The following is a 21660-nucleotide window of genomic DNA, read 5'->3' as shown; positions in this document are numbered from 1 at the left end:
ACGCTCAGCCCTCGCGCTTCGGCAGGCGCACCATGAAGGTGGAGCCTTCGCCAAGCTGCGAGCGGACGACGAGGCGTCCGCGATGGCGGGCCAGAATATGCTTGACGATGGCAAGCCCCAACCCGGTGCCCTTCTGCGCCCGGCTGGTTTCCACATCGATGCGGTAGAACCGCTCGGTCAGACGCGGCAGATGTTCGGCAGAGATGCCCGGCCCAAAATCCTGCACCGAAGCCACGACTTCCGGCGCGCTCCCGGTTTCATCCGTCTCCAGCTTGACGATGACTTTCTTGCCGCCCTGCCCATATTTGCAGGCATTTTCGACAAGGTTCTGGAACACCTGTATCAACTCGTCGCGGGCACCCGTGACCAGCACCGGACGATCCGGCAGATTGCGTTCGATGGCCACGCCCAGATTGGCGGCAAGCGGGGTCAGCGTGTCGGTGACATGGTTGATAACAGCCGTCAGGTCGACGCTTTCATTGACCGCCAGATGCGCCCGCATTTCCAGCCGGGACAGAGACAGGAGATCGTCAATCAGACGCGACATGCGCTCGGCCTGCTTCTGCATGATATCGAGAAAGCGGTCGCGGGCGGCAACGTCATTGCGCGCCGGACCCTGCAAGGTTTCGATGAAACCGCGCAAGGAGGCGAGCGGCGTGCGCAATTCATGGCTGGCATTGGCGATAAAGTCGGACCGCATGCGGTCGATGCGGCGCGTCTCGCTCTGATCGCGGAAGATGAGCACGAAGAGTTCGGGCCGCCCGTCCATATCCGGCAGCGCCTTGACCATGGCCTTGTACCAGCGGTCGATTGGCACACGCTCGAAATATTCGATGCTGCGGGGCTCGCCATCGGCAATAACGCCCTGAATGAGCGCATGCATTTCCGGGGCGCGGAAGCGCAGATAGAGCGCCGTTCCGCTTTCCAGCGATTGAAAGGCTTCAAGCGCCGCCGCGTTGGCGAACAGCACCGTGCCGCCATGGTCGAAAACGATCATCGGATCAGTAAGCAGATCGGCCAGCCGCTCGCCGGAAACACCGGCCATTTCGCTGTGGTCTTCGTCCTTGACCGGAGCCGCTTCGGGTTCACCACTACCGACTTCATTCGCGACCCACACCGCCCCCAGCACCACCAGAGCCAGAAGCGCAGCCCGGAACCAGAATGGCAGTTCCAGAGCCATGACGCAGACCGCCAGAACCATGCTGACGATGAGAACGCCTTTTACCCTGCCTAGCGGCGCAAAAATCGACGATTCCTGAACCTGCGCCGTCTGGGCGGTCTTGGCATCCTCGGTATGGCGGTTGTTTTCACTCATTCTTGTCCCTCAGGCGTGCCGAAGATCTGCCCCAAAATCCACAGCGACGTCTTTACGCAACTTCTTATCTGCCCATATCATGGATTGATATAAACGAAAGGGAATTGCCGTGGGTGACAGTTCGAAGACAGCTAACAAAAAGAACGACAAGAAAAGCGATATCCCAGCTATTGATAAGCCGCTGAAGCTGAAAATCGGCGGCGAAACCCGCAAGTTCGATATCAACGATCCCAAGCTTCCCAACTGGATTGACGATCAGGCGCTGCAGTCCGGTGGCTATCCCTATTCATCCCGCATGAAGAGCGATGAATATGAGGCGACGCTCGAACGCCTGCAGATCGAGCTGGTCAAACTGCAATACTGGCTGCAATCGACCGGCGGACGCGTCATCAGCGTCTTTGAAGGGCGCGATGCGGCTGGCAAGGGCGGCACCATCTTCACCATCCGCGAATTCATGAACCCGCGTACCGCGCGCAACGTCGCCCTGCCAAAACCCACCCCCACCGAAAGCGGGCAGTGGTATTTCCAGCGCTATGTGGCGCATTTCCCCACGGCGGGCGAATTCGTCACCTTCGACCGCTCCTGGTATAACCGGGCTGGCGTGGAAGCGGTGATGGGCTTCTGCACTCCTGCGCAGCTTGAAATCTTCCTCACCGAAACGCCCGATTTCGAACGGATGATCGTGACGGACGGCATTCACCTGTTCAAATTCTGGCTCGATATCGGGCAGGAAATGCAGCTGAAACGCTTTCACGAGCGCCGCCACAGCCCGCTCAAGAGCTGGAAATTCTCGCCGATGGATGTGGCCGGTATTTCGCGCTGGGATGATTATTCCGCAGCACTCCACACCATGCTGGAACGCACCGACAGCGGCTATGCGCCATGGACCATCGTGCGCTCCAACGACAAGCGGCGCGCACGACTGGCCGCCATCCGGCGTATCCTTTTGACCCTCCCCTATGACGGACGAGACCTCGACGCCATCGGCCCGGAAGATCAGTCCATTATCGGGCGCGGTTCGGCATTCATCACGCAGTCGACGGCATCCAAGTAAAAAATACTCGGCCTGTGCGGCGTTTTCTCCCAAAGATGTGGTTTGCGCACCAGCTGCCACAGCGCCCGCCAGGCCGAGAGCGAAATCAGCACCCAATAAATCGGTATTCCCGGCAGATAGGCATAACCGCCGCGTTCTGTCGGCTCCATGGTTTTTGCGCCGAGCAGATAGAAGCTGAGATAGGCCAGCAGAATATTCACCACATCCAGTACCAGCAGCCAGAGACTGGCGGGCGTCAGCGGCTGCGCGAGCAGCTTTACGACCAGGACGATCAGCGTCACCAGCATGAACGGATGCAGCAGCGCCGAAGCAATAATGCCAAGCGTATAAATCTGGTTGATCGCAAAGCGCCAGCCGCCAAGCTGGTGCAAGGCCGTGTAAGGGTCGCGGGCATGCACCAGCCATGTCTGTATCCAGCCCTTGATCCAGCGCGTGCGCTGCTTGCGCCAGACAGCGTAATCCTCAGGCGCATCCTCGATGGTGCCTCGACTGATTATGCCGATACTGTAGCCATAGCGCGCCAGACGAATGCCCAGATCGGCATCTTCGGTTACGTTGAAAGCATCCCAGCCGCCGACCTCTTCGAGACACGACCGGCGGAAATGATTGGACGTGCCGCCAAGCGGAATGACCAACCCCCGGCTGGCCAGCCATGGCAGAAGCCCGCGAAACAGTGCCGCATATTCAAAGGCGAACATGCGCGTCAAAAGATTATGCCGGAAATTGCCGATGATCAGCGGCGCCTGCACGCAGGCAAGCTGCCCGCCGTCGCGCCGGAAAGCCTGCCATGCCTCGCGTAACTGGTCGGGATGCGGGCGGTCCTCGGCGTCGAACACCGCAACAATCTCGCCGCGCACAAATTGCAATGCATAGTTCAGTGCATTCGGCTTGGTGCGCGGCCCACCCGGCGGCACGGTAATGACCTCGAAATTCGCAGGCAGAGTGTGGCGCTCTATCGCGGCGCGGGTTTCGACATCGTCTTCTTCGCAGACGAGCTTGATTTCCAGCTTGCTGCGTGGCCAGTGGATCCCGTTGAGCGCGGCAATCAGCTGGCCGATTACCTCTTTTTCCCGATAAAGCGGCACGAGCACGGAATAGACCGGCAACTCACTTTTCTTCAGCGGGAAGAGTTCCACAAAGCACAGACGCCCGCCGCTCGTCACCGCGAACAGCCGGATCAGCACGCAGCCGAAGAAGAACAGCGTCATCAGGACATGGATGGCAAGAAAAGTCTGGAGCGGCCAGTTGATGAGGGCGGCGATCAGCAGATAAAGCGCCATCGCAATGACGAAGGCTTGCCAACTATGCAAGACGCGGGCTGCCGAAAGGGTTTGCGGCGTCATCTGCCGCGCCCGTTCAATCAGCCGCGCGCGGTATCGCCGTCGCAAGATCTGCCTGAGAAGTGTAGGCGTGCAGATGCGGATACGCCTGCGCAGCGACGGATTTGCACGCACATGCTAAAGCAGGCTCCTGATCCGATGCTCCGCCGGCGCAATATAGAGATATGTCGTGCCATCCGGCCCGATGGTCGTGACCTGCGCGACATCGGTGAGCCGCAGCAAGCCCTCTTCATCCGACATGAACACGCGAGACGGCAATATTGCCTGCGTGAACTCCAGCCCCAACAGGTCTGCAATCGCTTCGAAAACCGCAATTTCCGTCATGCCGGGCTGCTGAACAAGTTCGGCGCAGAATGTGGTCCCGTTGCGCACGGCTTCGCTATAAGCCCCGATAAGCGAACATCGTGCAACTCCGCGCCGCTGCAATCTGGCAGATATGGCGCCGCATATCTCCAGATCGAAGCCAATCGATCCGTTATTCATAACGCCCCCCGACGTTCGACAAATATAAATCAGATATATTTATTTTATTGATTTATAATAGTAGAATATAATTATGCACTACTACCTTTCTCTTCGCCTTTTATTGAAATTTTAAAGTAAAAAAATATTATAAAAATGCAACCATTATTTTAAGCGCCATTCACTATGCAACTCTTGCAAGTTGCGCGTTAACGCGAAATTATGCCGAAGCTGATAGGAAGCCTGCCCATGAAACGGTGTCTTTCAAGCTTGATGATTTTAGCTGGCGCGCTGGCGGCGAGCCCGACCGCGTTTGCGCAGACGGCACCGGCTGCTCCGGATTTCCTCAACCAGAGGGAACGCCTGCCCCTGCCTTCGCTGCAACGGCTCACGCGGCTGCGTTTCATTACCACAGTGGATTTTCCGCCGTTCAACACGCTCAACAATCAGGGGCAGCTCTCCGGCTATAATGTCGATCTGGCCAAGGCGCTTTGCCGCCAGCTCGGCATCGAGGATATCTGCCAGATCGAAGCAGCCCCCTGGAACGAGCTGGAAGACCGTGTCCTGAAAAGTGATGCGGAGGCTATCATCGGCGGCTGGCAACCCACCGAAGCGCGGAGGAAGGATTTCGTGTTTTCGCGCAGCTATATGCGCCTGCCCGCCCGCTTCGCGACGCAAAAAAGCAAGAGCTTTAACCAGCCCGCCTCGCTGGCAACACGCGGCAAATCAGTTGGCGTTGTTGCGGGCACCGCGCATGAGCAATTGCTCAAGAGCTATTTCCCACAGGCGCTGGCAAAACCCTATCCGGATCGCGCAGCCATGCTGGCCGACCTGAAAGGCGGCAAGCTCGATAGCGTGTTCGACGACGGCATGGCGCTGTCCTTCTGGCTCAATGATGCCGAAAGCGGCAATTGCTGCGCCCTGACCGATGGCCCCTATCTCGCGCCGCAATATCTGGGAACCGGCCTCAGCATCGCCGTGACGAGCGAGAACGCCGCCATCGCCAGCGCCATCAACAATGCGCTGCAAGCCTTGCAGCAAAAGGGCGTCCTGACCGAATTGTACCTGCGTTATTTCCCGACAAGCTTTTACTGAGCCCGGGTTGAATCAGCCGGATAACACTTTTCGGCCACCCCACGCCCAAATGCGCATTTCAAATGACGGCATTTGCTGCACACGCTCCCCACAGGGGGCCAAACATGCGTGCCATTTTGACGCAGAGCATAGACTCAACGATTTCGGATTTCACAAATTTTTGAAACTTCCGACAGAACAATACTTACAGTAATAAAGTAAAAATGTTTACTATCAAGCACTTTTGGTAAATTTCAGCCGCTAAAAGGTTGATAAAGCGACCGATATCAAGCAGTTACGCGCCGCTTTTACCACAAACATAAGTTTAAATACATCGATTTATTTTGACTTGAAGAAACAACCGCCTGATCCCTAATCTGTCATGGGGAGAAGGAGGATTTATACGATGTTTGATGGCGTTCCCGCACAATGGCACAAAACTCCGGAACAAACCAAACGCTCGCCGAATGAAGCGGCATATGTCTTTCTGGGGATCATGCTGGCAGCATTGACCGTACCGGCGGCGTTTCTCGGCTGGGCACTGTTCCAGAGCATCGGCTCGCTGCTGCACTGAGCGGTTTTCGGGTCAGAACGCAATTCACCCGGCTTGAGGAGACCGGGGCTGCTGTGGCGTGATCTGTAAACCATTGGGGACATCCCGGTGAGGATGTTCGTGAAACAAGATTTTGAGCAAATGAAAAGCCCCGCCGGATAGCGGGGCTTTTGCTTTTTTGGTTTCAGGGCTAGCGGTCAGAGACCGCCGGCCGAGCCATTCGGCGCATCATGGGATGGCGTCTGCTCGATTGCATCATCCTCGTCCTCAGGCTTCTTCGGCGGCTTGCGCGCGATGATGCTGTAGAACATCGGGATGAAGAGCGTCGCAACGAAGGTTGCAACCAGCATACCGCCGATAACGCCCGTACCGATGGAGTGACGGCTGGCCGAGCCTGCGCCCGAGCTGATTGCCAGCGGCACCACGCCGAGAATGAAGGCCAGCGAGGTCATCACGATCGGGCGGAAACGCAGGCGTGCCGCAGACAATGCCGCATCGAAGGCGGATTTGCCCGTCTCGCGTTCCAGCACGGCAAATTCCACGATCAGGATCGCATTCTTTGCCGCAAGACCGATGAGTGTCACCAGACCGATCTGGAAATAGACGTCATTGGTCAGTCCGCGCAGATGGGTGGCCAAAAGCGCGCCGAAGATTGCGAAAGGCACCGCCGTGATAACGGCAAGCGGCAGGCTCCAGCGCTCATACTGGGCAGCCAGGATGAGGAACACCATCAGAAGACCGAAAATCATGGCCTGCGTGCCGGTGCCGCTGGTCGTGACTTCCTGATAGGCGGAACCCGTCCACGCGATCTGGAAGCCCTGCGGCAACACTTCCGCCGCCACTTCCTGCATCGCCTTGATGGCGTCGCCCGAGGTGTAGCCCGGCGCCGGGTTGCCGGTGACCTTTGCAGCGTTGAACGCGTTGAAACGTTCGAGCTGGTCGGGACCGACGATGCGTTTGACGGTCACAAGAGCACTCAGCGGAATCATGCTGCCGGAGTCGGCGCGCACGAACACGTGTTTCAGATCGCTTGGATCGCGGCGGAACTCTGCCTCGGATTGCAGATTGACCTGATAGTTACGACCAAACAGCGTGAAATCGTTGACATAGACACTGCCGAAGGTCGCCTGCATGGCGGTGAACACCGAGTTGATCGGCACGCCCATCGCCTTGGCCTTTTCGCGGTCAAGCTGGATGTCGTATTGCGGAACATTCGGATCGAATGTCGTGCGTACACCTGCAAGCTCGGGCCGCTTGGCGGCTGCATCAGTGAGCAGCTTCGTGGCATTGGTCAGCGATTCCACACCACCGCCGGTACGGTCCTGAACATAAAGTTCGAAACCGCCGGTCGTGCTGAGGCCGAGGATCGGCGGCGGGTTGAAGGCCAGCACAAGGCCGTCCTTGATCCCCGCATTCATGCCCATGATGGCGCCCGGCAGGTTGCGCGCGTCGAGATCCGGCGTCGTGCGTTCCTTCCAGTCCTTAAGCATGATGAACATGGTGCCCGCACTGGTCTTCAGACCGCCCGACAAGAGGTCGAAACCCGAAACGGCAAACACGTTTTCCACGGCTGGATGCTTGCGGATATTTTCGCTCGCCTGATTGAGAACCGCCGTCGTACGTTCCAGCGAGGCGGCCGGAGGCAGGATGGCGACACTGAACAGGAAGCCCTGATCTTCATCCGGCAGAAGCGAACTTGGAACCTTCTGGAACAGGAAATACGTGCTGCCCAGAAGACCTGCAAAGATCAAAAGGCCGATGGCAACGCGCTTGAGGAAGAAGCGAACGCCCGCCGTATAACCTTCCGTAACCCGGTCGAAGAATCGGTTGAAGATGCGGAACGGCAGGATCGGCTCATGATGTCCCGGCTTCAGGATCAGCGCGCAGAGCGCCGGTGTCAGGGTCAGCGCCACAGTACCGGACAGCACCACCGAGATCGCGATGGTGACGGCGAACTGCTTGTACATTTCACCGACGAGACCGCCCATGAAGGCAACCGGAATGAACACCGCGCAAAGCACGAGAACAATCGCGATAACCGGCCCCGTCACTTCGCCCATGGCCTTGATGGCGGCCTTGCGCGGCGAGAGCTTCTCGGTCGTCATGATACGTTCGACGTTTTCAAGCACCACGATGGCGTCGTCCACGACGATACCGATGGCAAGAACCAGACCGAACAGGGTCAGAAGGTTGATCGAGAAGCCCAGCACATACATGCCCGCAAATGTACCGATGATCGAGATCGGCACCGCGATAACGGGAATAAGCGTTGCGCGCCAGTTTTGCAGGAAGATGAACACCACGAGGACAACGAGGATAATAGCCTCGATGAAGGTGTGGATGACTTCCTCGACCGAAACCTTAATGAACTTGGTCGTGTCGAACGGGATGGAATAATTGATGCCCGCCGGGAAGCTGGCCTTCAGCTCATCCATACGGTTCTGGATGAGTTCCATCGTGTTGAGCGCGTTTGCGCCCGGCTGCAGATAGATCGCAATCGGAACGGCGGGCGTTCCATTGAGATTACTATCGACGAGATAGCTTTCGGTGCCAAGTTCCACGCGCGCCACGTCTTTCAGACGCAACGTCGCCGCATTGGGGCTGGACCGCAGAATGATGTTTTCGAAGGCCTTTGTATCCGGCAGACGGCCCTGCGTCGTCGCCGTATAGGTGAACGGACCGGCCTGCGGATCAGGCTGATCGCCGAAGCGACCTGCAGCAAACTGCGCGTTCTGTTCCTGAATGGCGGTCTGAACGTCGGATGGCGTCAGATTATACTGCGCGAGCTTGTCCGGGCGCAGCCAGATACGCATCGAATAATCGATATTGCCGAGCAGTTGCACATCGCCCACGCCCGACAGACGCTTCAGATCGTCGATGACGTTCAAAAGCGCATAGTTACCGACATAGGTACGGTCATAGCGTCCCTCTTCCGCGAACATGGCGACCATGCCCAGAATGGTGGTGGAACGCTTGTCCACGGTCACGCCGAGACGCTGCACTTCCTGCGGAAGCGAAGAGGTCGCGCGCTGAACGCGGTTGTTGACGTTGATCGTGGCCTGATCCGGGTCGGTGCCCAGCGCGAAGGTCACAGTCAGCTGCATGGTGCCGCTGCCAAGGCTCGAGGACTGCATGTAAAGCATGTTCTCGACGCCGTTGATCTGCTGCTCCAGCGGCGCGGCGACGGTTTGCGTCACCGTTTCCGCGCTTGCACCCGGATAGGTCGCGGTGACCACCACCTGCGGCGGTGTCAGCTCCGGATATTGGGCGATCGGCAGGATGCGGATGCAGATAAGCCCCGCAAGCACAAGCACAATGGATATGACCGCCGCGAAAACGGGGCGGTCTACGAAAAACTTATTCATTTGCTGCCTGCCGCCTGTTCCTTGCCAGCTTCAGCCGACGATGCTTCCTTGTTGCCGGCAGCCGCCGCCTCGACAGGCTGCACCTTGGCGCCCGGATGCGCCTTGATGACGCCTTCGGTCACAATGCGGTCACCTTCCTTGAGGCCATCGGAAATCAGCCATTCGTCGGCGAGTTCACGCGCGACCGTGACCGGGCGCACTTCCACGACATCGTCCTTGTTCACGACATAGACGAATTGCAGCTGCGGACCCTGCATCAGGGCAGCCTTCGGGATCGTCACGGCGTCTTTCACCTGAATGCCGAGAATGACGGCGCGCACGAACTGACCGGGGATCAGGCGGCGATCCGGGTTCTGGACCACGGCGCGGGCGCCGAGCGTTCCGGTTTCCGTATCGAGCGACGACGAGGTGAAGTCGATCGTGCCTTCATGGTCATAAGCCTGTCCGTCACCGAACAGGATCTTGATCTTGAGACGGTCGGCATCCTCGCCCGTCGCGCCGCGTTCGGCGCGCAGCCGCTGGATTTCAGCGGCTTCCGTGTCGGTGAACGAGAAATTCACATAGACCGGATCAAGCTGCGTGATCGAGGTCAAAAGGCTCGATGTCGCGTCGGTGCCGATAAGGCTGCCCTCGGACACCTGTTCCTGGCTGGTAATGCCGCTGATCGGCGCGGTCACCTTGGTATAGCTCAGATTGAGTTCGGCAGTGCGCAACTGCGCCTGCGCGGCGGCGACAGCGGCCTTGTTCAGATCGCGGGTCGCGAAGGCCGTATCGCGGACTGCCGTGCTCTGCACCTTCTGCTGGACCAGTTGTTCGGCGCGCTCGGCATCGCGGATGGACTGCTGATACTGCGCCTGCGCCTGCGCAACCTGAGCCTGCGCTTTTTCAAGCTCGGCCTGATAGGGCGCCGGATCGATTTCGAACAGCACTTCGCCGGCCTTCACCTCGGTGCCTTCGACGAAGTTGCGGTGCAGGAGAATGCCGCCGACGCGGGCGCGAACCTGCACGTTACGATAGGCGCTGATGCGCGCTGCATATTCATAGGTAACGGGCACGTCGTGCGGTCTGATCGTCACGACAGAAACCTGCGCAGGCGGTGCGCCTGCGGGTGCCTGTGCAAAAACAGGCTGCCCTGCAAAAACAAGAAAAGCGGCTCCCGCCGCAAAAAGCCGGATAGAACGATGGATGGTCATGATGGGTGTTGCCCTTGCTGTCGCCCCGGTGGTGCCCATGAGGTGCGGCCAATTAAACATACATATCTGTTTGTAAACACGATTTGCGATGCTATAGTCAATAAGCTCAAAGGTAGATCACGAATGATTTATCCACGGTACAGCCGAAAAAGCAAGGAAATCCAGTCTTTTCCGGCAGATTGAGACAAATATGCGCCGAACCAAAGCCGAAGCCGCCGAAACGCGGGAAGCCATACTGATCGCTGCCGAGCAGATGTTTTTGGAACGCGGAGTTAATCAGTCATCGCTGATGGAAATCGCGTCCCATGCAGGCGTGACCCGTGGCGCGATCTATTTCCACTTTCACGACAAGCTGGACATATTTCAGGCCATCATCGGACAGGCGCGCTTTCCACAAGAAGAGATCATGCTGCAGGCGGCGAGCGTCAATCATCCGAACCCGCTCAATGTGCTCGAACAATCCATTGTTTCGGCGCTGGAACTGTTCGTGACGAATGAGCGCCAGCAGGTCATTTTCACCATCATCAACCAGCGCTGCGAATATGTGGGCGAAATGGCCCCGGTGGTGGAGCGCATCAAGGAAGCCCGCGACAATGTGCTGTCGCTTTTCACCGGACTTCTGGACGTTGCGGAACGGCGCGGCGAGCTGTCGCCGGAATGGACAGCCAGCACCGCGGCTCCGATCCTGCTCGCCATTGTCAGCGGACTGCTGAACGAATGGCTGCGCAGCGAAAAGAATTTCGATCTGGTGGCGGGCGGCAGCAGGGCTGTGAGGACACATATCCAGTCGCTTCGCCGGAACGACTGAGATCGGTCAGACACGGTAAAGCTACGCTCCGGTTCTCAAAATTTGCATTTCCGCCAGCACAGCCCGCACCCCCTGACACCGAGATCAGGCCATTATCCAGTGTTTGCTAAAGTTTTTCAGGAAGACTCGACAGCTTATTATTTTACGTTTACGTCAATGTAAGCCTTGCGAAGAAGTGGAAACTCGACCACATTATTCTGGAGGGAGCTGACCGGGAGGACGGGCCAGCTTGGGAGATGGGCGGATGACGTTCCGCTGGAAGACATTCCGAAAACTGTGAAATGGCTTTCGGATGCGATGTGCACGAACAAACGATCAGAGCGCCGGTCCGGTGATGGGATCGCAGGCGCTCCAGCTGCAACGGACGGAGCGATCCGGGGAGAAAAAATGGCGAAAAAAGCGACAGGGCAAAGTGCATCTGCAACCGAAACCGTCATGGCGCAGCAGGCCAAGCCTGCACCCGGACAGTTGAACCGCTACTGGCTGCAATCCTATCCGGCTGGCGTTCCCCATGAGTTCGAGCTGAACCGCGCCATGTCCATTGGTGACATGATCGCTACCGCCTGCCGTCAGTTTCCCGGCAATCCTGCCTTCACCTGCATGGGCAAGGACCTGACCTTTAAAGAGCTCGACGAGAATGCGCGGGCGCTCGCCGCATTCCTGCAATCGCGCGGACTGGTCAAGGGCGACCGTGTCGCCATCATGATGCCGAATGTGCTGCAATATCCCATCGCGATCGCCGCCGTCCTGCGCGCGGGCTTCGTCGTGGTGAATGTCAATCCGCTCTATACGCCGCGCGAATTGGAACACCAGCTCAATGATTCCGGCGCCAAGGCGCTGATCGTGCTGGAGAATTTCGCTGCGACCGTTGAAAAGACCCTGCCCGCCGTCAAGCTGTCGACCATCATCGTGGCCTCCATGGGCGATATGCTGGGGCTCAAGGGCCACATCGTCAATCTGGTGGTGCGCAAGGTCAAGAAGATGGTTCCGGCCTGGAACCTTCCCGGCCATGTCAGCTTCAAGGATGCTCTGGCGCAAGGCAGGTCGAAGTCGTTCAATCCGGTTCCCGTCGAAGGTTCGGACCTCGCCTTTCTGCAATATACCGGCGGCACGACCGGCATTTCCAAGGGGGCGATGCTCACCCACAGCAATATTCTCGCCAATGTCGAGCAGATGGAACTGTGGAATGAGGTGGCCTTCCGCATCAAGGGCAGGCCGAAAGCGCTGAACTTTGTCTGCGCGCTGCCGCTCTATCACATCTTCGCGCTGACCGTGAATGCGATTTACGGCATGAAACTTGGCGCGCGCAACATCCTGATCCCCAATCCGCGTGACATTCCGGGCTTCGTTAAGGAACTGAAGAAATATCCGTTCCATATCTTCCCCGGCCTCAACACGCTGTTCAACGGGCTGATGAACAATCCCGATTTCCAGACGCTGGATTTCAAGCCGATGATCCTGACGCTTGGCGGCGGCATGGCCGTGCAGCGCCCGGTGGCCGAACGCTGGCATGACATGACCGGTTGCCTGATCACCGAAGGCTATGGCCTGTCGGAAACCTCGCCGGTCGCCAGCGCCAACGCGCTGGACGCGACCGAATTCAGCGGCACCATCGGCCTGCCGATGCCTTCGACCGAAATTGCCATCCGCGACGATGACGGCAATGATCTTCCGCTCGGCGAAGTCGGCGAAATCTGCGTGCGCGGCCCGCAGGTCATGAAAGGCTACTGGAACCGTCCCGACGAAACCGCCCGCGCCATCATGCCGGACGGATTTTTCCGCACCGGCGACATGGGCTTCATGGACGAGCGCGGCTATACGAAGATTGTCGACCGCAAGAAGGACATGATCCTCGTCTCCGGCTTCAACGTCTATCCGAACGAGATCGAGGAAGTCGCAGCAGGCCATCCGAGCATTGTGGAATCAGCCGCCATCGGCGTTCCCAACGAGCATTCCGGCGAAGTGGTGAAGCTTTATGTGGTGCGCCGCGATCCGAACCTGACGGCAGACGAGGTCAAGGCCTTCTGTGCCGAACGGCTGACCAATTACAAGCGCCCGCGCGAAATCGAGTTCCGCGAAAGCCTGCCGAAGAGCAATGTGGGTAAAATCCTGCGCCGCGAATTGCGCGACTGATCGCAAAAATCAACAGCCGGGGTTTTCTCCCCGGCTTTTCTCTTTAGAGAGGTCCCGGGTAAAATGGAATCGGGCAACCGCTATCTATTTGTTTTTACGCATTATCCCACGCTAAAGCGCTACGCACTTTTGCTGGAAATGCTCTAGATCAGGCCGATGGCGGGGCAAGCGGCTGCACGATTTCCTGAAAAGGTGCGAGCGCCTCGCAGCGCCCGGCGAGTGTCGCCAGCGCCGGATATTTCTCGACGTCGACGAGATGCCCATGGGCCTCGCCAACAAACCGCAGCGCACAGGCAACCGCGATATCCGCGTGCCCGATATCGTTACCGAACCAGAACGGCGAACCGCGCGCGGAAAAGTCCTGCTCCAGAACGTCGAGCACACGCCCGATCTGTGTTTCGCACCGCTCCACCCAGACTGGTGACTGTTCCTTGCGCAAAAGCCCCTCATAGAGAAGGCTCACCGCCTTGTCGGCAAGCCCCGTTGCCAGCGCGCAAATCTTTAACGCCTGACGCCGTTCAATGCCGTGACCAGCGATCAGCGGTTTTCCCGCCTCGGCAATCTCATCGAGATAATCGAGGATCGCCGCACTTTCGATCAGCACATCGCCATCGTCGAGCAACAAGGTCGGCACACGGCTGAGCGGATTATAATCCGCCAGTCGGTCACGGTCGCCAAATGTAGACCACGGCCAATGCTCGAATGGCAGGCCATACAGGCGCATGGCGATTGCAACACGTCGGACGAAGGGTGAATCATATTGGCCGATAAGGATCATGGACTTAAGCTCGGATGAGGTTGTAATCCGGCCATGCTACCGCAGGACCCCGCTTCCGCAAGGGTCACTGCGATGAATTCTTCTGAACGAAAGATCAGAAAACGGAAAGCTTTACGGTATGGCTTTCAGCAGTTGCGGCAGACCGGCAATGGACTGAAGCACCACATCGGCATGCGGTTCCAGCGCCTCACGCGGGCTGTTGCCCGACAGGACGCCGATGGCCAGTCCCGCATCCGCCGCATGCGCTGTTTCGAGATCGTGCAGATTATCGCCCACCATGGCGATTTCACGCGGCTGAAGCCCCAGCTTCTCTGCGAAATGCAGCAATGGATCGGGAAAGGGTTTTGGGCGCGCTGCCGTGTCATAACCGATGATCACTTCAAAGAAGCCCTCAATGCCGAGCGCCCTGGCCGTCGCATGGGCGCCCGCCTCGGAATCATTCGTCGCAATGCCAAGCCGATAGCCCATGGCGCGCAGCGCTTCCAGCGTTTCGCGCAGGCCTTCGATGGCGACCGCCGAACGCGCGCCCTCCGCCACCGCATAGCGGTCATATTCGCCGATCAGGCTGCGCCGGTCAGCGTCGTCCAGTTCCGGATGCCAGAGCGAGACGATGTCTTCCACCGTTCCCGCAGCAATCACCGAATTGGCGCGAAAACGCTTTGCCGTCCAGTCATAGCCACCGGCATCAAGCAGGGAGCGCGCATGCGGCTCGTCGCCCTTTCCCAAACACTGGGCAGAACGCTGCGCCAGTGTCCACGAAACCGAAAACCATGTGCGGTCGAAATCGATCAGTGTGCCGTCCTTATCGAAAAGAACGGCACGGATGTTTTTCAGGCGGTCGGCAAAGGGCGTCGCACTCATGCTTCGAGTGCGCCCGCACGCTTCTTGACGGAAGACGGCTTGGCACCGAGCAGTTTCAGGAGATCGTCGCCACGGCGCACATAACGCAGCGAGCGGCGCGTCAGGATGCGACCGGCCTGCGGCGCGGTCATGACGATGTCGTGTTCCGGTTCGCCCGGCACGGTGACAATCGTGACGAGCTTCGCGCCTGCTTCCACCTGATCGCCCGGCTCGACATGGAAGAACACCATGCCGCCTTGCGGTGCGCGGACCATTTCGACGTTCGAAAGCGGCGATATGAGGCCCTTATAGTCGAGGTCGAGCTTGACGCTCTCGTCGCGGATGACGCCGCGATGCACGAGAAACTTATAAAGACCTTCCGCATCGCCCTTGCCCATATCGGCGTAAACATCGGTCAGGCCGCGGAATTCCACCGTGGTCACGGCGCGGCGCTTCATATCGCGCTTGTCTTTCGGCAGTTGCAGAACGGGATGCGCGCAGGCTTCCTCAAAAGCAGCGTCAGCTGTGGTGTCCCATGCAAGGATCGCTGTGGAATTGAGCGCGACCGCCAGATCCTTCATGTCCTCCACGAATTCCTCCGCGATATAGACATAATTTTCGCTCTCGTCGTCGCAATGCAGGTCAAGCACGATATCGTTCGGCAATGCGAGCTTGAGAAGCGTCGCCTTGAGCCGCTTGGCCAAAGCTTCCGGCGCATCGGGACCGGGCAGTTCCGAGGTATCGAAATCCGGCAGCAGCGGGAATGCGCGATTGAAGTTCACCGCCGAGAACATCTCGAAACGGCCCTGATGCTGATAGGCCAGCCACTGGTTGGAACCCACCGGATTGGCCTGTGGCACCACGGTGATGTTGCCCAGAATGCGGCCTTCTTCGCCAGCCTTTTTCAGCATCGGGATGAGAAAATGAAGTGCGGCCTGACCCGGCAGCTCCGAACCATGCAGCGAGGATTGCAGATAGGCTGTCGGCGCATCGCCACCCTTGCCTGCAAAGCGCAGCACACGCAGTTCGATGGCATTGCCCGGTACGTCGCCCGCAAATTCGATGATCTCAGTCTTCATTTCACATCCCATTTCATTTTCATACGAATGAAGCCGGGTCTGGTACAACAAACCCGGCTCCACATTATTTCTATTACGCAGGATTATGCCGTCAAGCTTTGCGTCGTGCGTGCAGATGCGCGACAAGACCTTGCGTGGAGGCGTCGCGGGTGCCTGCCGTCTCCTTGCCGGAAACCACCGGCAGCAATTCGGTGGCCAGTTCCTTGCCCAGTTCCACGCCCCACTGATCGAAGGCATTGATGCCGAAAATCTGCGCTTCCACGAACACACGGTGTTCATAAAGCGCGACGAGGCGACCCAGCGCATAAGGATCGAGCTTGTCGTGCACCAGCGTCAGCGACGGGCGGTTACCGGAGAAAACACGGTGCGGCGCGATCCGCTCGACTTCGCTTTCCGGCAGCTTCTTCGCCTGCAACTGGGCGCGGGCTTCGTCGAGCGTGCGACCCTTCATCAGTGCTTCCGACTGCGCAAGGCAGTTGGCCAAAAGCATTTCATGCTGATGATCGAGTTCCGGTTCGTGCCCTTTGGCGGCCACGATGAATTCCAGCGGGATCGTATCGGTGCCCTGATGCAGAAGCTGGAAGAAAGCGTGCTGGCCGTTGGTGCCGGGCTCGCCCCAGACAACCGGACCGGTCGGGCCGGAAACCGGCTTGCCGTCCACAGTCACACTCTTGCCGTTCGATTCCATGTCGAGCTGCTGGAAATAGGCCGCAAGGCGCGAAAGGCGCTGATCGTAGGGGATGATCGCGCGGCTGCCATAGCCGCAAATCGCTCGGTGCCAGTAGCCGATCAGGCCGAGCCACAGGGGCAGGTTCTTGTCCATCGGCGCATCGCGGAAATGCACATCCATGGCATGGGCACCGGCGAGGAACTTGCGGAAATTTTCGGGACCGACAGCGATCATCACCGGCAGACCAATCGCCGACCATACCGAATAGCGACCGCCGACCCAGTCCCAGAAACCGAAGACGCGCTCTTCGGCAATGCCGAAGGCCGCAACCTTGTCGAGCGCCGTCGACACGGCAGCGAAATGCGCGCCGACCGCCGCCTCGCCCAACGCATCGGCTATCCATTTGCGCGCCGTCTGCGCATTGGTCATGGTTTCGATGGTGGTGAAGGTCTTCGAGGCGATGATGATCAGCGTCGTCGCCGGATCGAGCGGAGCCAGCGTGTCGGCAATATGTGCGCCATCGATGTTGGACACGAAATGAGCGCGCGGACCATCGTGATAAGGCGCCAGCGCCAGCGTCGCCATGACCGGGCCGAGATCGGAACCGCCAATGCCGATATTGACGATATCGGTGATCTTCTTGCCCGTCGAACCCTTTAGCGCGCCGGAACGGATGCCGTCAGCAAAGGCCGCCATGCGATCCAGAACCTGCTTCACATCCGGCAGCACATTGTGGCCGTCAACGAGCACTTCCTTCGACGATGTGTCGCGCAAGGCCACATGCAGCACGGCGCGGTCTTCGGTATTGTTGATATGTTCGCCTGCGAACATGGCAGCGCGGCGGCCTTCCACGTCTGCGGCCAGCGCCAGCTCTTTCAGAAGCCCAATGGTCTCGTCATTGACCCGACATTTCGACCAGTCGAACAAGAGATCGTCCAGCGACAGCGAATAACGCTCGAACCGGCCCGGATCGGATTGAAATGCCGCGCGCATGTCGTGCGGGGCTTTCTCCGTCCAGTGCTTTTTCAGCTTAGCGACCGTTGCTTCAAGCTTCGTCGCGTCTCTTGCCATGATGCTACTCCCGAATCAAATCGATTTAATTCCGCATATTAGGGCAGTTTAAGAAAGTTTGTGGCAATTAAATCACCGAAACTTCCTATTTGGATAGATTGCCATATACATCTTATCAATCAAATTACATTGATAGCAGCACGCGTCTGGAGCAAAGCATGGACCTGACAGGTGAAGAACGCATAGCAGCGCCAAGACAGGCGGTTTGGGATGCGCTGAACGACATCGAGACGCTGAAAGACTGCATTCCCGGCTGCGAGGATATCGAGCGTCTGTCGCCAACCGAAATCCGCGCTGCGTTGAAAGTCAATCTCGGCATTGTCAAAGTCCGGTTCCACGGCATGCTGGAATTGTCCAACATGAACCCGCCAGCCTCCTATACGATTTCCGGCCATGGCGAGGGTTCTATTGCCGGTTTTGCGCATGGCGTGACCGACGTGATGCTGACCGAAGATGGCGACGAAACAATCCTGTCTTATACCATACGCGGCGATGCGGGCGGCAAGATTGCCCAGCTCGGCACCAAGCTGCTCGGTTCTGTCGCGCGCAAAGTGGCCGACCGCTTCTTCGCCAATATTGGCGAAGCTGCATCCGAAGCCTCTGCGAGAACAGCATAATTTCAAACCATCTATCTGCCTTGAAAAGCGGTGCCTCGCATCGCCTATTTCTTGACAGTTTTTGAGCGCCGCATTTCCGAACGCAAAACCGTTTCACACTTTTGCTGGCAATGCTCGGGAATCATAAATTGACCAGATGATAAAAAATTTGACCTTCCGAAAAAATCTGTCATCCTAACCATAACCGGAGCAAGCAACAGCAAGATTGCAGCCTGGACATGAGCGGCATTGCGCAAAGGGAACCCGCATGTCGCATGGAGCACCAAGGCGTCCGCAAGGGCGCACAAAGGTCGCTCCGAAGCATTTCTACGCATCGTGATTTCCAAAGGTCGATCCGGACTTTTGGGCCAATACTGTAGATAAAAATGGGAGATGCGATCCATGAATCCTTCCACGAGGGGATCCGCAGGCAGTTCATCCATTGATGCAGAAACGGGCCACACGCCTGACATTCACGGCGCGCGCCTTGCCGCCGGTGAATATGCGCATGTGTTCGACGATCTGCATCCGCCGCTGACGCGGCACGAAGCCATTGTCGAATCCGACCGCTGCTATTTCTGCTATGACGCGCCCTGCATGAATGCCTGCCCGACGGGCATCGACATTCCGCTGTTCATCCGGCAGATCAATGCGGGCAATCCGGTCGGTGCGGCCAAGACAATCCTGAGCGAAAACATTCTGGGCGGCATGTGCGCCCGCGTCTGCCCGACGGAGACGCTCTGCGAAGAAGTCTGCGTGCGCGAAACGGCAGAGGGCAAGCCGGTCAAGATCGGCAATCTGCAACGCTATGCCACCGATGTTCTGATGGCCGAAGGCAAGCAGCCCTTCAAGCGTGGAGCGGAAACCGGCAAGCATATTGCCGTGGTGGGCGCTGGTCCCGCCGGTCTTTCGGCAGCGCATCGTCTGGCCATGAAGGGCCATCAGGTCACCGTGTTCGAGGCGCGGCCGAAGGGCGGCGGTCTCAACGAATATGGTATTGCGGCCTATAAGACCGTCAATAATTTCGCCCAGCGCGAACTGGAATTCGTGCTGGAAATCGGCGGCATCACGATCGAATACAACCAGACGCTCGGTCAGGACATCACCATCGAAGCGCTGAAAGCGGGCCATGATGCGGTGTTCCTCGGCATGGGGCTGCCAGGCGTGAACGATCTTGGCCTTGCCGGCGAAGATGCGCCCAATGTGCTCGACGCGGTCGATTACATCGCCAATCTGCGTCAGGCCAAGGACCTCTCCGCCCTCCCCGTCGGGCGCAATGTGGTCGTCATCGGCGGCGGCATGACGGCCATCGACGTCGCCATCCAGACCAAGAAGCTCGGCGCGGAAAATGTTACCGTCGTCTATCGGCGCGGTCAGGAAAGCATGAATGCCAGCGCCTACGAGCAGGAACTGGCGCAGATCCATGGCGTCGTCATCCGGCACTGGCTGCGACCCCATGCGCTGGAACGCAGCGGCGACGGCACCGTCCATGCCGTGACCTTTGAATATACCGGCAATCAGGACGGCAAGCTGGTCGGCATGGGCGAATATTTGACGCTGGAAGCTGATCAGGTCTTCAAGGCTATCGGCCAGACATTCGATCCAGAACCGCTGCGCGGCTCCGGTATCGGCATGGCCAAGGGCCGGATCAACGCAGATGCGGAAGGCCGAACCACGGTTGAAGGCATATGGGCGGGGGGCGACTGCGTTGCAGGCGGCAAGGACCTGACGGTCGCATCGGTCGAGGCGGGCAAGATTGCCGCTGAATCGATCCATGCCACGCTGACGCGGCGTCCGCAGGCCGTGGAAGGCTTTGCGGAAGCCGTGCTTTCCGGCGGCGCGCACCACACGGCTGCTCCCTCGCGGGACCGCAACGTCCCATCCGATCATTGGGCAACGACCCAGCTTGGCAACGAGCAAGGCTGAGGAGGTTCAGGACATGGCTGATCTTTCAACGAATTTTCTCGGAATCAAATCGCCCAATCCGTTCTGGCTGGCTTCCGCCCCGCCGACCGACAAGGCCTATAATGTCGAGCGCGCCTTCAAGGCGGGCTGGGGCGGCGTTGTCTGGAAGACGCTGGGCGCGGAAGGCCCGCCGGTAGTCAATGTCAACGGCCCGCGTTACGGCGCGATCCACGGCGCCGACCGGCGGCTGCTCGGCCTCAACAATATCGAGCTGATCACCGACCGTCCGCTGGAGGTCAATCTGCGCGAGATGAAAGAGGTAAAGATGCGCTGGCCGGACCGCGCGCTGATCGCCTCGATCATGGTGCCTTGCGAGGAGGAAGCCTGGAAGGCGATCCTGCCTCTGGTCGAGGAAACCGGCGCCGATGGCATCGAACTGAATTTCGGTTGCCCGCATGGCATGAGCGAACGCGGCATGGGTGCCGCCGTCGGCCAGGTGCCGGAATATGTCGCCATGGTCGTCAAATGGTGCAAGCAATATAGCCGCATGCCGGTGATCACCAAGCTGACGCCCAATATCACCGATATTCGAAAGCCCGCGCGCGGCGCGCATGCGGCGGGTACGGATGCCGTGTCGCTGATCAACACGATCAACTCCATCGTCTCGGTCGATCTCGACCGCATGTCGCCGGTGCCCTCCATTGACGGTCGCGGCAGCCATGGCGGCTATTGCGGCCCGGCGGTAAAGCCCATTGCGCTCAACATGGTGGCGGAAATCGCCCGAGATCCCGAAACCCACGGCCTGCCGATTTCAGGCATTGGCGGCATCACGACATGGCGCGACGCAGCCGAGTTCATCGCGCTCGGCTGCGGCACGGTGCAGGTCTGCACGGCGGCCATGACCTACGGCTTCAAGGTCGTGCAGGAAATGATCGACGGCCTGTCGGACTGGATGGATTCGAAAGGCTATGAAACGCTCGACGATTTCCGCGGCATGGCCGTACCGCAGGTTACCGACTGGCAGTATCTGAACCTGAACTATGTCACCAAGGCGCGCATCGATCAGGATCTCTGCATCAAATGTGGTCGCTGTCACATCGCCTGCGAGGACACCTCGCATCAGGCGATCACCAATCTCGTCAATGGCGCGCGCCATTTCGAGGTGATCGACGAGGAATGCGTCGGCTGCAATCTCTGCGTCAATGTCTGCCCGGTCGAGAACTGCATCACCATGGAGCAGATCGGCGGCGTCGATCCACGCACCAAGGCGCCGATCATGCCTGATTACGCCAACTGGACCACCCATCCGAACAATCCGATGGCGGTCAAGGAAGCGGCTGAATAAACGCTATCCAGCAAAGACAAAGCGCCGGGCAAAACCCGACGCTTTGCAAGCTAGAGCATTTCCAGCAAAAGTGCGTAGC

General features: G+C 58.6%; 15 protein-coding genes and 1 pseudogene. 8 read left to right on the top strand and 8 right to left on the bottom strand.

Annotated elements, in window-relative coordinates; genetic code table 11:
* Positions 1-4 precede the first annotated feature (4 nt).
* Complete coding sequence (locus D8666_RS08460; protein ID WP_109368335.1) at positions 5-1315, bottom strand: ATP-binding protein; 1311 nt, start codon at positions 1313-1315, stop codon at positions 5-7.
* Between the two features lie 109 nt (positions 1316-1424).
* Between D8666_RS08460 and ppk2 the strand changes: the two genes are divergently transcribed.
* Positions 1425-2369 carry a polyphosphate kinase 2 gene (gene ppk2, locus D8666_RS08455; RefSeq protein WP_109368334.1) on the top strand — a complete coding sequence of 315 codons (945 nt, stop codon included), beginning with the start codon at positions 1425-1427 and terminating at the stop codon, positions 2367-2369.
* Here the strand turns inward: ppk2 and D8666_RS08450 are convergent.
* Positions 2312-4192 (bottom strand): annotated as a pseudogene (locus tag D8666_RS08450) (glycosyltransferase). The gene ppk2 and the pseudogene D8666_RS08450 overlap by 58 nt on opposite strands.
* 228 nt (positions 4193-4420) lie before the next feature.
* Here D8666_RS08450 and D8666_RS08445 point away from each other — a divergent pair.
* Entirely contained in the window at positions 4421-5266 is an 846-nt protein-coding gene (locus D8666_RS08445; protein ID WP_109368332.1) for a transporter substrate-binding domain-containing protein, read from the top strand.
* A gap of 385 nt (positions 5267-5651) precedes the next feature.
* Positions 5652-5819, top strand: a complete 168-nt coding sequence (locus D8666_RS24185; RefSeq protein WP_167836049.1) for a hypothetical protein — start codon at positions 5652-5654, stop codon at positions 5817-5819.
* 176 nt (positions 5820-5995) lie between these two features.
* On the opposite strand, the gene D8666_RS08440 is transcribed toward D8666_RS24185, so the two are convergent.
* Positions 5996-9163 carry an efflux RND transporter permease subunit gene (locus tag D8666_RS08440; protein ID WP_109368331.1) on the bottom strand — a complete coding sequence of 1056 codons (3168 nt, stop codon included), beginning with the start codon at positions 9161-9163 and terminating at the stop codon, positions 5996-5998.
* Positions 9160-10356: an efflux RND transporter periplasmic adaptor subunit gene (locus D8666_RS08435; protein WP_109368330.1), complete on the bottom strand. Its 1197-nt coding sequence runs from the start codon at positions 10354-10356 to the stop codon at positions 9160-9162. Before D8666_RS08435 ends, D8666_RS08440 begins: the two co-directional genes overlap by 4 nt.
* Positions 10357-10546: 190 nt before the next feature.
* Between D8666_RS08435 and D8666_RS08430 the strand changes: the two genes are divergently transcribed.
* Both D8666_RS08430 and D8666_RS08425 read left to right on the top strand, forming a co-directional pair.
* Positions 10547-11164 (top strand): TetR family transcriptional regulator, encoded by a 618-nt coding sequence (locus D8666_RS08430; RefSeq protein WP_109368329.1) that lies wholly within the window; start codon positions 10547-10549, stop codon positions 11162-11164.
* Between the two features lie 387 nt (positions 11165-11551).
* On the top strand, positions 11552-13297 hold the full coding sequence (locus D8666_RS08425) for a long-chain fatty acid--CoA ligase (protein ID WP_109368328.1): 1746 nt from the start codon (positions 11552-11554) through the stop codon (positions 13295-13297).
* A gap of 148 nt (positions 13298-13445) precedes the next feature.
* Here the strand turns inward: D8666_RS08425 and D8666_RS08420 are convergent, their stop codons facing one another.
* The 4 genes from D8666_RS08420 to pgi all read right to left on the bottom strand — a co-directional run bounded on the left by D8666_RS08420 (position 13446) and on the right by pgi (position 17735).
* On the bottom strand, positions 13446-14075 hold the full coding sequence (locus tag D8666_RS08420; protein ID WP_109368327.1) for a glutathione S-transferase family protein: 630 nt from the start codon (positions 14073-14075) through the stop codon (positions 13446-13448).
* Positions 14076-14186: 111 nt separating this feature from the next.
* A complete protein-coding gene (locus tag D8666_RS08415) occupies positions 14187-14936 on the bottom strand; it encodes an HAD family hydrolase (RefSeq protein WP_109368326.1) in 750 nt (249 codons plus the stop codon).
* Complete coding sequence (locus D8666_RS08410) at positions 14933-15994, bottom strand: succinylglutamate desuccinylase/aspartoacylase family protein (protein ID WP_109370161.1); 1062 nt, start codon at positions 15992-15994, stop codon at positions 14933-14935. Before D8666_RS08410 ends, D8666_RS08415 begins: the two co-directional genes overlap by 4 nt.
* 91 nt (positions 15995-16085) lie before the next feature.
* Positions 16086-17735: a glucose-6-phosphate isomerase gene (gene pgi / locus D8666_RS08405; protein ID WP_109368325.1), complete on the bottom strand. Its 1650-nt coding sequence runs from the start codon at positions 17733-17735 to the stop codon at positions 16086-16088.
* A gap of 158 nt (positions 17736-17893) precedes the next feature.
* Here pgi and D8666_RS08400 point away from each other — a divergent pair, with 158 nt between their 5' ends.
* From D8666_RS08400 to preA, 3 genes are all read left to right on the top strand, one after another.
* A complete protein-coding gene (locus D8666_RS08400; protein WP_121537230.1) occupies positions 17894-18352 on the top strand; it encodes an SRPBCC family protein in 459 nt (152 codons plus the stop codon).
* Positions 18353-18733: 381 nt separating this feature from the next.
* A complete protein-coding gene (locus D8666_RS08395) occupies positions 18734-20257 on the top strand; it encodes an NAD(P)-dependent oxidoreductase (protein ID WP_371830797.1) in 1524 nt (507 codons plus the stop codon).
* Between the two features lie 13 nt (positions 20258-20270).
* Complete coding sequence (gene preA, locus D8666_RS08390; RefSeq protein ID WP_109368322.1) at positions 20271-21581, top strand: NAD-dependent dihydropyrimidine dehydrogenase subunit PreA; 1311 nt, start codon at positions 20271-20273, stop codon at positions 21579-21581.
* Positions 21582-21660 lie beyond the last annotated feature (79 nt).

Origin of the sequence: Ochrobactrum soli (assembly GCF_003664555.1) — a bacterium.
Classification (GTDB): Bacteria; Pseudomonadota; Alphaproteobacteria; order Rhizobiales; family Rhizobiaceae; genus Brucella; species Brucella teleogrylli.
This window is presented reverse-complemented; position numbering and strand designations above follow the sequence as displayed.

Bases quoted from the DNA above. Each gene is read 5' to 3' on its own strand.
- D8666_RS08440 (WP_109368331.1), bottom strand. From the start codon at position 9,163: ATGAATAAGTTTTTCGTAGACCGCCCCGTTTTCGCGGCGGTCATATCC.
- D8666_RS24185 (WP_167836049.1), top strand. From the start codon at position 5,652: ATGTTTGATGGCGTTCCCGCACAATGGCACAAAACTCCGGAACAAACC.
- D8666_RS08460 (WP_109368335.1), bottom strand. From the start codon at position 1,315: ATGAGTGAAAACAACCGCCATACCGAGGATGCCAAGACCGCCCAGACG.
- D8666_RS08425 (WP_109368328.1), top strand. From the start codon at position 11,552: ATGGCGAAAAAAGCGACAGGGCAAAGTGCATCTGCAACCGAAACCGTC.
- D8666_RS08400 (WP_121537230.1), top strand. From the start codon at position 17,894: ATGGACCTGACAGGTGAAGAACGCATAGCAGCGCCAAGACAGGCGGTT.
- D8666_RS08420 (WP_109368327.1), bottom strand. From the start codon at position 14,075: ATGATCCTTATCGGCCAATATGATTCACCCTTCGTCCGACGTGTTGCA.
- D8666_RS08430 (WP_109368329.1), top strand. From the start codon at position 10,547: ATGCGCCGAACCAAAGCCGAAGCCGCCGAAACGCGGGAAGCCATACTG.
- D8666_RS08445 (WP_109368332.1), top strand. From the start codon at position 4,421: ATGAAACGGTGTCTTTCAAGCTTGATGATTTTAGCTGGCGCGCTGGCG.
- pgi (WP_109368325.1), bottom strand. From the start codon at position 17,735: ATGGCAAGAGACGCGACGAAGCTTGAAGCAACGGTCGCTAAGCTGAAA.
- D8666_RS08395 (WP_371830797.1), top strand. From the start codon at position 18,734: ATGAATCCTTCCACGAGGGGATCCGCAGGCAGTTCATCCATTGATGCA.
- D8666_RS08410 (WP_109370161.1), bottom strand. From the start codon at position 15,994: ATGAAGACTGAGATCATCGAATTTGCGGGCGACGTACCGGGCAATGCC.
- D8666_RS08435 (WP_109368330.1), bottom strand. From the start codon at position 10,356: ATGACCATCCATCGTTCTATCCGGCTTTTTGCGGCGGGAGCCGCTTTT.
- preA (WP_109368322.1), top strand. From the start codon at position 20,271: ATGGCTGATCTTTCAACGAATTTTCTCGGAATCAAATCGCCCAATCCG.
- D8666_RS08415 (WP_109368326.1), bottom strand. From the start codon at position 14,936: ATGAGTGCGACGCCCTTTGCCGACCGCCTGAAAAACATCCGTGCCGTT.